The following is a 14,925-nucleotide window of genomic DNA, read 5'->3' as shown; positions in this document are numbered from 1 at the left end:
CGTTTATGCCGGAGAGGGCGTGAGTACCACACCAATGGACGGACCCGTCCCCGAACTCGCCGAGCACGCGGCGGCCTGCGCGGACCGCCTCCGCGACGCCGACCGGGTGCTCCTCGCCTCGCACATCGACGCCGACGGGTTGACGAGCGCCGGCATCGCCTCGACCGCGCTCGAACGCGCCGAAATCCCCTTCGAGACGGTGTTCTGCCGCCAACTCGACGAGGCCGCCGTCGCCGACATCGCGGCGACCGACTACGACACCGTGCTGTTCACGGACTTCGGCAGCGGCCAACTCGATATCGTCGCGGAGTACGAGGCGGCGGGCGACTTCCACCCCGTCATCGCCGACCACCACCAGCCCGCCGAGGGCGTCGAGACCGAACACCACCTCAACCCGCTTCGGTTCGGCCTCAACGGCGCGAGCGAACTCTCCGGCGCGGGCGCGAGCTACGTCCTCGCGCGGGCGCTCGAACCCGAGGGTCGAGACAACCGCGACCTCGCCGCCCTCGCCGTCGTCGGCGCGGTCGGCGACATGCAGGACACGAACGGCGAACTCCGCGGGGCCAACGCGGGCATCGTCGACGAGGGCGTCGAGGCCGGCGTCGTCGAGGAGGGCACCGACCTCCGCATCTACGGCCGCCAGACCCGCGCGCTCCCGAAACTGCTCCAGTACGCGACCGACGTTCGCATCCCCGGCATCTCGAACAACGAGGCCGGAGCCATCGAGTTCCTGACCGAACTCGACGTTCCCTGCCGCGACGACGACGGGGAGTGGAAGCGGTGGGTCGACCTCACCGGCGACGAGCGCCAGACGCTCGCCAGCGCCCTGATTCGCCGCGCCATCGCCAGCGGCGTGCCCGCCTCCCGCATCGACGACCTCGTGGGGACGACCTACGTGCTCTCTCGGGAGCAGGAGGGAACCGAACTCCGCGACGTGAGCGAGTTCTCGACGCTCCTGAACGCGACCGCGCGCTACGACCGCGCCGACGTGGGCCTCGCGGTCTGTCTCGGCGAACGCGACGCGGCGCTCGACCGGGCGCGCAGGCTCCTTCGGAACCACCGCAAGAACCTCTCGAACGGCCTCCAGTGGGTGAAAGAACACGGCGTCCGCGTCGAGGACAACCTCCAGTGGTTCGACGCGGGCGACGAGATACGCGAGACCATCGTCGGCATCGTCGCCGGAATGGCCGTCGGCACCAACGCGACCCGAAGCGGGATTCCCGTCCTCGCGTTCGCCGACACGGAGGAGGGCGAGGTGAAGGTCTCCTCGCGCGGGTCGTACGTGATGGTCCGAGACGGCTTGGACCTCTCGGCGGTCATGCGCGAGGCGTCGCGGTCGGTCGGCGGCGACGGCGGCGGCCACGACGTCGCCGCGGGCGCGACGATTCCGAAGGGCGAAGTCGAGGCGTTCATCGCCGAGGCCGACCGCATCGTCGGCGAGCAGTTGGGAGACGCCGACGACGGCGACGGCGGCGACGACTGAACCGCCACTCCGCCGGCGACGAGGGCGGCGCTCAGTCGTCGACCGGGTTCGACCCGAACCTCGCCGGAACCCAGTTTTGACTGTCGATTGGCGGGCGCTCGTGTCCGGTGTCGTCCTGTCGGGACGGGAGTTCGATGGGGTCGGGCGTCAGGTCCTCGTAGTCGATTTGCTCCAGCAGATGCGAGATGCAGTTGAGCCGCGCGTGGCGCTTCACGTCCGCGTTGACGACGTGCCACGGAGCGTCGTCGGTATCGGTGTGTTCGAACATCCGGTCTTTGGCCTCCGAGTAGTCGGCCCACCGCGAGCGCGCCTCGAGGTCCATCGGACTGAGCTTCCAGCGGCGCTTCGGGTCCTCGTTTCGCCGCTGGAAGCGCCGTTCCTGCTCCTCGTCGCTGATGGAGAACCAGTACTTGACGAGGACGATGCCCGAGCGGACGAGCATCCGCTCGAACTCGGGGCAGGTCCGCAGGAACTCCTCGTACTCCTCGTCGGTACAGAAGCCCATCACCCGCTCGACCCCCGCGCGGTTGTACCAACTCCGGTCGAAAAGCACCATCTCGCCCTCGGTCGGGAGCTGTTCGACGTACCGCTGGAAGTACCACTGCCCCCGTTCGCGCTCCGTGGGTTTGCCGAGCGCGACGACCCGCGCGACACGCGGATTGAGCCGACGGGTGATGCGCTTGATGACGCCGCCTTTCCCCGCAGCGTCTCGCCCCTCGAAGACGACACAAACCCTGAGGTCGTGTTCCTTTATCCAGTACTGGAGTTTCACCAGTTCCTCCTGCAGCCGATTCAACTCGCGTTTGTAGTCTTTCTTCTTCAGGACGCCCTCGTCGTCGTAGCGGGGCTCGTCGGTCGACATACGATAGCTGCGTGCGCTGTGAACAAATAGCAGGCGGGGGGCGAGTCGGCGCGGCGGCTCAGAGGTCCGAACAGACCTGCTCGCCGCTCACGATTTCCGGGACGACGACTTCGTCGGCACCGGCGCGGCGCGCGAGCGCCTCGTCCATCTGGTCGCCCGCGCGGACGACGAGTTTGGCGTCGGGAGACAACCGGCTCGCCGCGATAGCGATTTGGATGTTCTCCTTGGAGTCGTCTATCGCGCCGACGACCGTCGCGGCGCGTTCGACGCCCGCGTCGATGAGCCTGTCCTCGCGACGGGCGTCGCCTTCGACCGCGAGCAGGTCCGCGTCGAGCGCGCGCTGGTACTGCGCCTCCTTGCTCTCGACGACGACCACGTCGCGGCCCATCTCGCGGAGCCGCGCCGCCACCGTCTTCCCGAAGGTTCCGTAGCCGCAGACGACCACGTGCGATTCGAGTTCCGCTATCTCTCGTTGGAGTTTCATCTGGTCGAGTTCCTCGCGTATCTGCCCGCCGAAGGCCGCGGAGACGAACGTCTCGCCGGCCCACAGCCCGGTACCGATGAGGCCGGTGAGAATCACGATGGCGTACGCCTTGACGAGCGTCGCCGGCCCCTCGTGCGTCTGGTAGTGGAGTTCGATGCTGGTCGGGTCGAAAAGCCAGAACGCCGCGTCGACGAGGGACGCGCCGGCGAGGGCGCTGAACCCGCCGACGCCGGCGACGACGAACGCCGCGACTGCGACGAGCGGCCGGACCATCCGCCGGAGCAACGGCCTGTGCGCCAGCGCGTCGATGAGAATGCGGCGGTCGTACGTCACGGGGGCGCGGACACCTCGTGGGAGCGCGACCGATCTGGCTCGTGCGGCCCGCAACCGCGGCGAATCGGGCGGCACAACGATTGGGAATTGCTAGATTGACCACGATTAGAGATTCTTGACTCGCGTTTGAGTGTATATTCGGTCATGTAGTCAGTGTTCGACAACCGTTCGAGTGTAAAATCGTTTGTCCTTAAACAACTCAATACACTGGCTATGACTCCCTGATTCGCTCTCGAACACTATTCAATATAGCAGAATATGATTTATATTTCGGAATCGGAGGAGTGACGAACCGACGCCAAACCAGATTCGCGTTCGGTTTTGGGCGCGAAATCCGCGAAAATCCGCGAAATCCTCATATCGGATGGTTGTGTATGACATGGCACCGGCACGCATGCCGGAGTGGGGTGAACGATGGCGACTGCCAACTCGAACGAGGCCGAATACGACTACCCGGTCGGCTACGAACCGGAGGTACAGACAGAGACGGTCGAACTGGACCGTCGAACCGTCGAGCGACTCGACGCGCTGCGCGAGGACGACGAGTCGTACGACGAACTGATAACCGAGCTCGTGTCCATCTTCGCGGCGAGCGAACTCTCCGCCGCGCGCGTGGACAGCCCGCTCATCGAGTGACGCCTCGCGTCGCTCGATTTTTCGCATTTGAGACGCACTGAGAGCGGAATCGCTGTTCGGGAGACTATCCGTAATAAATTACACTCTGCTATACAGAATCTGAAACACCAGCCAACAACCGTCCGATTTTTTGCCGGGAGCGCGAAAGCTCCGGGTATGACCGACTTCGACCCCGAGAAGTTCGAGGACAAGTACGCCAACTACTTCCCCGAACTCCAGCGCGCGTACAAGAACGCCTTCGAGACGATGAACGACGAGTTCGACTCGTCGCTCATCCACGGGGTCGACCAGCAGATTCTCAACGAGTCCGAGCCGTTCTACGAGGACGGCGACTTCTCCGTGCGGCTCCCCGAGAACCCCGCCGAGCGATTGACGGCGGTCGAAATCGACGACGGCGAGCTCGACGCCGTCCTCGACCGCTACGTCGACGAGATCGAAGGCGAGCTTCGGCGAGTCTTCGGCGTCGAGGCGTAACCCCGAACCAAAGGCCTAAGCACGTTCACCTCGAAGCCGCGTGCATGAGCACGGAGACGCAGGACGGCGAGGACGACCTCAAAGAGCGTGTCGTGAACTTCCTCCGTCGGAACTTCCCGCAGATCCAGATGCACGGCGGCAGCGCGGCCATCCGCGACCTCGACCGCGAGACCGGCGAGGTCACCGTTCTCCTCGGTGGCGCTTGCTCCGGGTGCGGTATCTCCCCGATGACCATCCAGGCCATCAAGACCCGCATGGTCAAGGAGGTTCCCGAGATCAACGAAGTCCACGCCGACACCGGCATGGGCGACGACGGCGGTATGGGCGGCGACAGCCGCGGCGGTAGCCCGTCGTTCCCCGGCGACACCAGCGACGACACGACCGACATCGAAGACGACCAGGGCCCGCAGGCCCCGTTCTAAGTCGGCGTTTCGGACGTTTTCGTCCCGTCGTCGGCCGAGAACAGGAGTTTTATCGGCGACTACTCCCCACCCTCGGGTATGACTGCCGAGTCGCCCGAGAACGTCCTCTTCGTCGTCATGGACACGGTCCGGAAGGACCACCTCACGCCGTACGGCTACGACCGCCCGACGACGCCGGGGCTCGACCGATTCGCCGACGAGGCGACCGTCTTCGAGCAGGCCGTCGCGCCCGCGCCGTGGACGCTCCCGGTCCACGCCTCGCTTTTCACCGGGATGTACCCGAGCCAACACGGGGCCGACCAGGAGAACCCCTACCTCGAAGGCGCGACGACCCTCGCCGAGACGCTCTCGGCGGCCGGCTACGACACCGCCTGTTACTCCTCGAACGCGTGGATAACGCCGTACACGCATCTGACCGACGGCTTCGCCGACCAGGACAACTTCTTCGAGGTCATGCCCGGCGAGTTCCTGTCGGGCCCGCTGGCGAAGGCGTGGAAGACGATGAACGACAGCGACGCGCTCCGGACGCTCGCCGATAAGCTCGTCAGCCTCGGCAACACCGCCCACGAGTACCTCGCCGGCGGCGAGGGCGCGGACTCGAAGACGCCCGCCGTCATCGACCAGACCATCGACTTCATCGACGACTCCGAGGAGTTCTTCGCGTTCGTCAACCTCATGGACGCGCACCTGCCGTACCACCCGCCCGAGGAGTACAAAGAGCGCTTCGCGCCCGGCGTCGATTCGACCGACGTCTGCCAGAACTCCAAGGAGTACAACGCCGGAGCCTACGAGATCGACGACGACGAGTGGGAGGACATCCGCGGGCTCTACGACGCCGAAATCGCCCACATCGACGACCAACTCACCCGGCTGTTCGACCACCTGAAAGAGACCGGCCGCTGGGACGACACCATGGTCGTCGTCTGCGCCGACCACGGCGAACTCCACGGCGAACACGGCCTCTACGGCCACGAGTTCTGCCTGTACGACCCGCTCATCAACGTCCCGCTCATGGTCAAACACCCCGACCTCGGCGCGGGGCGACGCGACGACCAGGTCGAACTGGTCGACCTCTATCACACGGTCCTCGACTCGCTCGGCGTCGAGGGCGGCGAACCCGCGAGCCCCGGCGACGACGCGGTCGGTCTCGACCGCACGCGCTCGCTCCTGTCGGCCGACTACCGGGAGTTCGCGCGGGCGGCGAACGACGACCCCGGCCAGCGCCGAGACGGCGAGTACGCGTTCGTCGAGTACTCCCGTCCCGTGGTCGAACTCAAGCAGTTAGAGGAGAAGGCCGCGAGCGCCGGCATCGAACTCCCCGAGGACTCGCGGTTCTACTCGCGGATGCGGGCGGCGCGGCGGGCCGACGCCAAGTACGTCCGAATCGACCGCGTCCCCGACGAGGCCTACCGAATCGACGTCGACCCCGAAGAGACCGAGAACGTCGTCGATTCGGACGACGAGGCGGTCGCCGAGACGGAGGCCGCCCTCGCGGCGTTCGAAGACGCCATCGGCGGCGCGTGGACCGACGCGCTCGACACCGACGTGTCGGACGATTCAGTGGACCAGATGGACGACGAGACGCAGGACCGCCTGCGCGACCTCGGCTACCTCGAATAGCGACCGACCCCGAGTCTACTCTTAGCGTATCCCCTCTCCGCGCTCCCACGCCCGGAGCAACGCCGCGAGCGTTCGGTTCGTCGGCACCTCGAAGCCGTGCTCGGCGGCGATATCGACGACCGCACCGTTGATGGCGTCGACCTCGGTCCGCTTTCCGGTCTCGACGTCCTGCAGCATCGACGAGCGGTTCGCGGCGGTCTTTTCGACCACCCGGTCGACCGCCTCGCGGGCGACGCGATTCGGGAGCGACACGCGCTCCAATCGGGCTACTCGGGCCGTCTCGCGGGCGGCCCGGTGTGCGAGGTCGTGGGCGTCGTCCCCCGCGAGCGCGCCGTTTTCGACCCGCGAGAGCGCGGTGACCGCGTTGATGCCGGCGTTGACCGCGAGTTTCTCCCAGCGCCGCCTCGGCATGTCTGCGGCGACGAGCGTGTTGAGCCCCGCGTCCCGGAACGCCTTGCCGACGCGCTCGGCGAGCGGGTCGGGACCGCCGTCGAGCGCGCCCAGGACGACCCGGCCGACCCCGGTACACTCGACGCGACCCGGTTCGACGAGCCGAGCACCGTAGGTCGCCGTTCCCGCGAGGACGGGCGCGTCGAGACGAGAGGCGAGCATCTCCTCGGTGAGCCCGTTTTGGAGCGATAGCACCGCACCCACGTCGCAGTCGGCGAGCGCGTCGGCCGCCGCCGCGGTGTCGAACGATTTGACGGTGACGAGCACGAGGTCCGCGCTGTGGCCCGTCTCGGTCGTCGTCGCGGCCGGTGAGACGTGCGTCGACTCGGCACCGACGATGTCGAGACCGGCCGTCGACACCCGCGCTGCGTGCGGGTCGCGGGCGACGAGCGTCACGTCGTGGACCGGCGCGAGGAGGCCGCCGACGAGCGTGCCCAGACTGCCCGCGCCGAAGACGAGAATTCGCATGGCTACCCGTACTCAGCGGACGACAAAAATGGCGAGTTTCGCGGGCGCGGCGGTCGAATCGAGGGCGACCTCTCAGTCCTCGGTCCAGTAGTAGAGTTTCTCGCGCTCGGCGCCGCAGTTCGGACAGGCGTCGGGCAGTCCGTCGATATCACCCATCTCGCCGCAGTCGCTGCACCGCCACATCAACTCGGCCTCGCCGAACTCGTGGCCGGCGCGCTCGTGTTCGACGGACATCCCGGCGAGTCCGTCGCGGGTCGTCACGAAGAAGCCGTCGTCGTCGAAGCCGCGGATGCTCCCGAGTTCGGTTCCGTCCTCCGCATACACCGTCATTCCCACCGTCGGCTGTGTCTCGTCAGCCATACCCGACTATTCGTCGCGCGAGCGAATAAAAAGGAACGGCCGATTCGACCTCAAGAACCGCGGGAGGCTCGGAGGGCTGCGAACCAAGTATAAATAATAAACTGAATATCGCGATATAGAATTCGAGAACGCGACAAGACACTTATCGAATCGGTGTCACGCTCGTAACATGTCCCGATTTCGGAGCCGTCGTCGGTTCCTCCAACTGCTCGGGGGTGCATCTCTCGGCGCCGCCGGCTGTCTCGGCCGCGACGGCGGGTCGCCGAGTACGACGACGGCCACGGAGACGACGACCACCACGGCTGAGCCAACCACGACCTACGGTCCGACCTCCGGGCCGGACGAACGCGTGACGGCCACGCCGCCGGGTGACCCCGCGCTCTCGCCATCGGGGACGTGGCCGCAGTACCAGTTCGACGCGGGTAACACCGGCTACAATCCCGACGTCTCGGTTCCCCCCGTCGCCGAGGAGTACTGGCGGCTGAACGCCGGCGGCTCGCCCGTCCTCGACGGCGAGCGTCTCTACAACCTTCACGGCCGCGGGCGCGACAAGAGCGCGCTCGTTCGACGCGACCCCTCGACGATGGCCGAGCGGAGCGCGACCACCCTAGTCCGCTACGGGATAAACTCGCCGCCCGTCGTCGCAGGCGACCGGGTCGTCGTCACGACGTTCATCGAGGCCTTCTGCCTCGCCGCCGACCGCGACGAGGTACTGTGGCGCGGGCCGGAGATGGACGGCATCCACGGCCCGCCCGCGGTGGGAGACGGCGTCGCCGTCGTCTCTGGCGGCGGGTTCGACGGCGTTCCAACCCACCTACGGGCGTTCGAACTCGGCGACGGGACCGAGCGCTGGCACTACGACCTCGGAAGCGACGCGAAGGGCGCGCCGGCCGTCGCCGATGGCGCGGTGTTCGTCGTCACCGACGACGCCGTCCACGCCGTCGACCTCGCGACCGGCGAGCGGCGCTTCCGCGTCGAATCCCGGGCGAGCGAGTGGACGACGCCGGTCGCGACGACAGAGGCGGCGTACCTGACCACCCGCGACGACGAACTCCTCGCGCTCGCCCCGACCGACGGCACCGAGCTGTGGCGGTCACCGGGGAGTGGCACGCCGGTCGTCGCCGACGACGTGCTCCACGTCGCCGTCGACGGAGAGACCGCGACGCTGTCGCTCGACGACGGGAAGGAAGTGGCGGCGCGCTTCCACGGCGGTCCTCACGCGCGCGCACGAGAAACAATACTGGTCTCCGATGAACACGGACAGCTATTTGCGTACGATTCTGTAGAAGAACGTCGGCTATGGATACATCACACACCAGAAGTGCAGGTGGCTGACGTGATATCGCAGGGCGTCGGCACGGCGGTTCCGCTCGACGGGGCGGTGTACGTCGTCGCCGCCGACGGCTTCCACGGATTGGGACCGGCGCGGGACTAAGGCCGGGTGACTGCGCCGCTCGACTCGCAAAACCTGGAGGAAAAACGACTCTAGACTACATGAAGTCCGCGATACCCGACTGCTCGTTCTCCACTTTTTCCGAGTCTCACTCCGTTCGACTCGCAAAACCTGGAGGAAAAACGACTCTAGACTACATGAAGTCCGCGATACCCGACTGCTCGTTCTCCACTTTTTCCGAGTCTCACTCCGTTCGACTCGCAAAACCTGGAGGAAAGTCCGCGATACCCGACTGCTCGTTCTCCACTTTTTCCGAGTCTCACTCCGTTCGACTCGCAAAACCTGGAGGAAAAACGACTCTAGACTACATGAAGTCCGCGATACCCGACTGCTTGTTCTTGTCGTTCTCGAAGACTGATTCGAGGCTCTTTTCGAGCACTTCGAGTCGCTGTTTCGTGTAGTCGCGGCAGTCGAACTCCTCGGCCACCTGAATCGCGGTGTCCATGTACTTGTTCACGGAGCCCTGGTGGACCGTGAGGTTCACCCGGCCGCCGCACTCCCGGCAGTCGCCCGAAAGCGGCATCCGCCGGTACTTCTCGCCGCAGTCGAGACACCGCGTCTCCTGTCGCGAGAAGGCGCGGAGGTTCCCGATGAGGTCCGGCAGGAAGTGGTACTCGATGACGCGCTCTGCCACGTCCGTCTCGTCGACCGCCCGGAGCTTCCGCGCGAGGAACAGTTGGGCGTCCATCTTGTCCATCATCGACCCGAGCGTCTTGTACGCCGAGAGGTCGGGGCCGGCGGCGATGTTCGTCGTGTCGTGGGTGTGGTCGAACCCGGTGTACTCGCGGTCGGTTCCGAGGAACTCCTCGGCGATGGTGACGTCGTCCTCCCAGTCGTCGGGGTCTTCCATCCGCAGGGTTGCCTCGTAGAACTCGCGGGGGTACTGCCGCACGATGTCCATGTTGTGCGCCTCGTCGTCGATTTCCGAGGGGTCGATGCGCGAGGACATGACGAGCGGCGCGTCCATCTGCCCGCCGCGCTTGTCAGGGAGATATTCTTTCGAGAAGTTGAGAAGACCGTCCATGAGAAGCATGACGCAGTCCTCGTCACCGTCGCACTGCGCGACGTGGAGGTCGTTGGCGACCAGCGAGTTGGTATCTTCGACGGTCAACGAGTAGGTGTGGTCGATATCGCTTTCGAGATATTCGACCGAGACGACTTCGTCAAGCCACGTATCCCCGCCGTCCGAGAAGAGACGCTGGCTTCGGATGTCCGTGTCGTCGAGAGCGCTCGCCAGCGCCTCGCTCTTTCGGGGGAGGTGGAAGCCAACTTCCTCGGCGAATCGAACCGCGTTCTCCGACGTGACTTTGAGGACCCACGAGTCGAACGTCGGGACCTCGTCTCCATCGTAGAACTCCGCCACCGCACCGGTCTGTGGTGTTCGGCGCTCAGAGTAGGTCTTCGCGGCGATGCCGAATCGTTTGAGGGCGGCAACGAGGTCGCGTTTGAGTTCCTCGCTCGCGGTGTGCGCGCGGATCTCCACACGGTCCGAAGACGCGCTTCCGTCTCCGGAGAAGTACGCCGACAGGAAGGACCGAAGAACCGGCTTGGGGCCGGTGAGTATCGAGTCCGGGACGCGTTTGTCCTCGGCACGCGACCCGCATCCGATGACGTCCGCAAACAGCGACTGAACGAGTCTACTCGAAATCGTGACCTTCCACTCGTTCTCCTCGAACGCGTCGACGCCGAGTGCTTCGCTAACGGTATCGAGGATGCGTTCTCGGGCGATTTCGTCCGGAATACAGACCGTTGTCTGGTAGAAGTTCCCAGGCGACGCTCTCGTGAATCCTTCCGCGGCGTAGTATCCCAGTACAGTTCCGAACGCTTCGTCGATATCGAGCACTCTCGAAACGGTCGCGGTATCGCGGCGAACACCAAGGGATAGCTCACGCGGAAGCACGTCGACGACCGTTTCGACGTCTCCGAGAACCTCCACGAATACCGAGGCCGGAACGCTATCGCGAGAGACCCAGTTGTAAACCGTCGAATCGCTCCGTCCGAGTCGCTCGGCGACCGGTTTCAGATAGCCGCTCGCTTCGGTATGCTCGTCGAAGAGCGACCGGATTCGGTCCGCACCGAGTCCCCGAATCATCAGGTCTTCGGCCGGTATCGTCCCGCCGTTCAGGAACTCCGCGAGCAAGTCGAACTGAGCCGGGTCCGCGTCGATGTCGACGCACTTGGGCGACGGAAGCGCGTCGCCTTCGTCGAGTTCGTGCGCGGGAATCCGCGTGAATCCGCCGTCGCCGGCTCGAATCACCGTGTGGTCTGGAGTGACCGTTAGTTCTCTCCCACCGCGGGTCTCGATTCGTACGAGGTGGTCCTGTGCGACGTGCTTAGAGACGGCTTCGACCGGTTTCATCGTCTCTCGTCCGTCTCTGGCCAACGACGGGACGTACACGTCCCCGTCCAGTTCCTGAACGAGGGCCCCGAAGTCGTCGGTATCCGGGTCATCGAGCCGTTCCTCGACAAGCGTTCGAATCTCGTCGTATCGCCACCGGTCGGTCTCGTCTCGGTACCAGACATTCGTCTCCGGGTGGAAGCAATTCCGGCGTTTCGCGGCGTGAAAGTACGGATGAGCATATCCGACCGCTGCTGTCGTGAATCCGACAACTCTGCCGACGACCGCGGCGGAGGTGTGGGGAGCCATCCCGAAGACGAGTTCGCCGATGAGGTCGTCGCGCTCTTCGATTTCGTAGAACCGGTCGAGGCCGTAGAACTGTTCGAGGAGGTCGTCGACGAAGTCGGCGGTCTGCATCATGTGCTGCGCCGCGCCGTTCGAGAGGACGATGTCCTGAACTTTGAGTTCGACCAGTTGGTCGTCGAACCGGAGGGGTTCGCCGTCGATGTCGGTCTCGTAGCCGAGTTCGCGGAAGTGGTCGGCCGTCACGTCGAGTTCCTCGGGACGGACCGCGGTGACGGGCAGGTCGGTCATGTCGTAGCGGACGGTCCCGTCTTTGAACGACGACACGTCGTGTTTCGCGCGCAGGACACCCTTCTCGATGGGTTCGGGCGTCTTGTTCGCCGAGGTGAGCCCCTTCACGCCCTTGAGAATCTGGAACGACGACTCGCGCTCGCCGACGCGTTCGAGGGCGTTTCGGTACTCGGTGTTGAGGTCGATGTCCTGCCACTCGGCGCTCTCGACGTCCCACTCGCAGCGCTCGCAGTAGACGCGTCCCGACTCGTCGGGTTCGATGACGGACCCGCAGTCGTCGCACTCGTAGTGGGGTTCGGTGTGGCCGCCGCAGTCGGGACACTTCGACTTGAAGCCGAACGCGCCGCAGTCGGGGCACTTGCGCCGGCCGAGTCGGACCGAAATCTGCCCGCGCCCGCCGGACTCACCGCGGTGTCTGGCGGCGTCGCCCACGTCGCGTTGGCTCCCACCGGCCTCGCCGATGGGAAACAGCGTGTGGACGGCCGGCGAGAGGTCGCGGCGCTCGGACTTCTCCGGGCGCCCCATCCGGTTGCCGATGCGGGTGGGCGCGCGCTCTCGGAGGGTGAACGGCGCGACCTCGTTGACGGCCTCGACGGCGTTGTCGCCGCCGTCCCACTCGCGGGCGCGCTCGGAGAGGTCATCGAGTTCCCACGTCCGCTCGCGGTCGTCGGTGAGGCCGAGGCTCCGGGCGAGCGGTCGCCACACGGGGACCCGAAGCGTCTCGTCGGTCTGGCGGTGGGCGACGAGCAGGTGTTCGAGCGCCTCCCGAATCTCGGGCGTGTTGTCGAGGACGAGCGTGCCCTCAAGCCCGCGCTCGGGTTCGTTCTCGTGTTCGAGCGCGCCGGCCGTGCCGCCGTCGGCTTCGGCGGCGACGACATCGCCGGCCGCGACGGCGTCGGCGAGCGCGTCGAACCGCTCGACGGAGATATCGTGCCAGAGGTAGGTGTACGTCGGGTGCAGCGGGGCGTCGAACTCGGTCGCCCACGAGAGGGCCTGTTCGACCGACGGTTCTTCGAGGTCGACCGCAGGGTCGTCGCGGAGCGCCTGCACGTTGGCCTCGGTCGTCTCGAAGTCCTGAATCCACCACTCGAAGACGTACGAGGCGGGCGCGAGCGGGTGGTTGTTCTCGACGAACTCGCCGAAGTTGACGAGGTACTCGCCGAGGTCGAGAATCTTCTCGACGCCGTTCTGGAGTTCCTCCGCCTCCTCGGGGTCGTCGATGCGGCGCACGTCGCCGTTGGCGAGCCTGACCGTCGGCCCCTCGATGGAGTCGACGGGGACGACGCCGCCGGCCTTGCCGGGGCGCTCGGTCTTGATTTGGGTGCCGGTGGCGATGAAGTCGTCCACGATGTGCATCGTCGCGGGGTGGACGCCCGCGGTCGCGAAGCCGTGGTTGCGGGCGCGACCGTACCGGAGGCGGAAGCCGCCGGGCGCGGAGGGGTGGCCGAACACCGGGCGGCCCGCGATGAGGTCGCGGAGGAACTTGGTCGCGGGTTCGACGCGGGTCGGTCCGTCGGGGGCGCCGCTCTCGGCGTCCTCGGCGTCAGCGTCCGCGCCGGCGTCCGCGTCGTCGGTCTCGTCGCTGTCCTCTCCGGCGTCGTCTGCCTTTGCGGCGTCTTCGTCGTCCTTTCCGATGGTACCGTCGATGAGGTCCTGAAGCCACGGCCAGTCGACCTCGTCGAGTTGGCGGGTGTAGCGCTGAATCTTCGGGGCCTTGAGCGCGATGCCCTCGGCCGCGACGAGACACATCCCGCCGCGGGCGGAGTTGGTGTCGACGCGTTCGAGGTCGCGATAGCCCGAGACCTCCTCGTCGCCGGTGGCCTCGCCGTCGAGCATGATGGGCATGTTCTGAGCGATGAAGCGCGACTCCTTGTCCTTCGGCGAGTACTGGAGACCGGTCTCCTTGTCGTAGAGGTTTATCTCCTCGACGTAGCGCTCGACCTCGTCGGTTCGAGCCTTGTACTCGTCGATGTCGAGAAGCGACCGGGCGTAGTCGGCGACGAGCACGGAGAGGGCCTGCGCGGTGCCGCCCGCCGAGCGAATCGGGCCGGCGTAGTAGACGTTGACGAACTCCGTGCCGTCGTCGTTTTCGAGGATTTCGACGCGGTCGATGCCCTCGATGGGGGCGGCGACGACCCCCTCGGTGAGGAGGGCGACGGCGGTGCGGACCGCGCCCTCGACTTTGCCTTCACGGGAGTCGTAGTCGCCGACGTTGCCGTCGACGAAGTCGGTCACGAGTTCGAGCGCGGCTTCCTCGCGGGACATCTCGCCTTCGAGTTCGCGGACGCGCTCTGCGACGCCGTCGATACCGAGGATGTTCTCCACGCGGTCGGCCATGTCCTTGGCGACCGGAATCTCGACTTCGGTCTTCGGGTCGTACCCCGTCGCCTTCGCGGCCTCCGCGAGGTCGAACGCCTCGTCGAGGCGGGATTCGATGCGACGGAAGTACCGGGAGTCCTCCTCGCGCACGGTTACAACCAGAGGTCGAGGTCGGTCACCGCGTCGTGGTCGCGTTCGAGCGGTTCCTCGAAGGCGCGGAGGTTCACTTCGCCGGCGAAGACGGTCGCCGAGTCGAGGTGGCCGGCGAGCGACTGCCCGCTGCGTCGGGAGAGAATCGCGTGCGTGTGTGCGAAGGGCTCGCCGTCGAGGAGCGCGACGTTACCCACGCAGGCGGCGACTTCGAGCGGCTCGTCGAACGTCACGGACTGGTACTCCTGGTCCGTCTGGTCGTAGAACCAGAGTTCGGCGTCCTGAACGGCACCCATGGCGTTGAACCACGCGGACTCGATGTCCTTGCGCGCGCAGAACTCCTCGATCTCCTCGCGCCAGTCCGCACCGTGTTCGAGGCGGGCGAGGTACTCCTCGCTCACCGTCACCGCTCGAGCGTTCATGCAGCGTACCACGAGCGAGTCGGACTAAAATGTGAATGGTCTGGCCGCCGGGCGTCC

12 protein-coding genes are annotated in these 14,925 nt (G+C 66.1%); 6 read left to right on the top strand and 6 right to left on the bottom strand.

The window, feature by feature from the left end; all coding sequences use genetic code 11:
• The first annotated feature begins 34 nt into the window (after positions 1–34).
• A complete protein-coding gene (locus tag ABY42_RS00355) occupies positions 35–1,483 on the top strand; it encodes a single-stranded-DNA-specific exonuclease RecJ (protein ID WP_050458433.1) in 1,449 nt (482 codons plus the stop codon).
• Positions 1,484–1,514: 31 nt separating this feature from the next.
• Here ABY42_RS00355 and ppk2 read toward each other — a convergent pair whose 3' ends face one another.
• Complete coding sequence (gene ppk2, locus ABY42_RS00350; RefSeq protein ID WP_050458432.1) at positions 1,515–2,345, bottom strand: polyphosphate kinase 2; 831 nt, start codon at positions 2,343–2,345, stop codon at positions 1,515–1,517.
• 58 nt (positions 2,346–2,403) lie between these two features.
• On the bottom strand, positions 2,404–3,162 hold the full coding sequence (locus ABY42_RS00345) for a potassium channel family protein (protein ID WP_197092910.1): 759 nt from the start codon (positions 3,160–3,162) through the stop codon (positions 2,404–2,406).
• 414 nt (positions 3,163–3,576) lie between these two features.
• Between ABY42_RS00345 and ABY42_RS00340 the strand changes: the two genes are divergently transcribed.
• From ABY42_RS00340 to ABY42_RS00325, 4 genes are all read left to right on the top strand, one after another.
• A complete protein-coding gene (locus ABY42_RS00340; protein ID WP_004973972.1) occupies positions 3,577–3,798 on the top strand; it encodes a DUF7557 family protein in 222 nt (73 codons plus the stop codon).
• Positions 3,799–3,954: 156 nt separating this feature from the next.
• The gene (locus tag ABY42_RS00335) at positions 3,955–4,272 is read left to right on the top strand and encodes a DUF5783 family protein (protein ID WP_050458431.1); all 318 of its coding nucleotides are present in this window, start codon (positions 3,955–3,957) and stop codon (positions 4,270–4,272) included.
• Between the two features lie 44 nt (positions 4,273–4,316).
• Complete coding sequence (locus tag ABY42_RS00330) at positions 4,317–4,694, top strand: iron-sulfur cluster biogenesis protein NfuA (RefSeq protein ID WP_050458430.1); 378 nt, start codon at positions 4,317–4,319, stop codon at positions 4,692–4,694.
• Positions 4,695–4,772: 78 nt separating this feature from the next.
• Positions 4,773–6,314 carry a sulfatase gene (locus ABY42_RS00325; protein ID WP_050458429.1) on the top strand — a complete coding sequence of 514 codons (1,542 nt, stop codon included), beginning with the start codon at positions 4,773–4,775 and terminating at the stop codon, positions 6,312–6,314.
• 21 nt (positions 6,315–6,335) lie between these two features.
• Here ABY42_RS00325 and ABY42_RS00320 read toward each other — a convergent pair whose 3' ends face one another.
• Together ABY42_RS00320 and ABY42_RS00315 are read right to left on the bottom strand one after the other, a co-directional pair.
• Complete coding sequence (locus ABY42_RS00320; RefSeq protein WP_050458428.1) at positions 6,336–7,232, bottom strand: ketopantoate reductase family protein; 897 nt, start codon at positions 7,230–7,232, stop codon at positions 6,336–6,338.
• A 72-nt stretch (positions 7,233–7,304) separates the two neighbouring features.
• The gene (locus ABY42_RS00315; RefSeq protein ID WP_004973977.1) at positions 7,305–7,592 is read right to left on the bottom strand and encodes a DUF7130 family rubredoxin-like protein; all 288 of its coding nucleotides are present in this window, start codon (positions 7,590–7,592) and stop codon (positions 7,305–7,307) included.
• 169 nt (positions 7,593–7,761) lie between these two features.
• Here ABY42_RS00315 and ABY42_RS00310 point away from each other — a divergent pair, with 169 nt between their 5' ends.
• The gene (locus ABY42_RS00310) at positions 7,762–9,027 is read left to right on the top strand and encodes an outer membrane protein assembly factor BamB family protein (protein ID WP_050458427.1); all 1,266 of its coding nucleotides are present in this window, start codon (positions 7,762–7,764) and stop codon (positions 9,025–9,027) included.
• A 322-nt stretch (positions 9,028–9,349) separates the two neighbouring features.
• Here the strand turns inward: ABY42_RS00310 and ABY42_RS00305 are convergent, their stop codons facing one another.
• Positions 9,350–14,446 carry a DNA polymerase II large subunit gene (locus ABY42_RS00305; protein ID WP_050458426.1) on the bottom strand — a complete coding sequence of 1,699 codons (5,097 nt, stop codon included), beginning with the start codon at positions 14,444–14,446 and terminating at the stop codon, positions 9,350–9,352.
• Between the two features lie 2 nt (positions 14,447–14,448).
• Complete coding sequence (locus ABY42_RS00300; protein WP_004973980.1) at positions 14,449–14,868, bottom strand: PPC domain-containing DNA-binding protein; 420 nt, start codon at positions 14,866–14,868, stop codon at positions 14,449–14,451.
• Positions 14,869–14,925: the final 57 nt, after the last annotated feature.

Source organism: Haloferax gibbonsii (assembly GCF_001190965.1).
Taxonomy (GTDB): domain Archaea; phylum Halobacteriota; class Halobacteria; order Halobacteriales; family Haloferacaceae; genus Haloferax; species Haloferax gibbonsii.
Note: the sequence above shows the minus strand (reverse complement) of the source record. Positions and strands in the feature narration are given on the sequence as shown.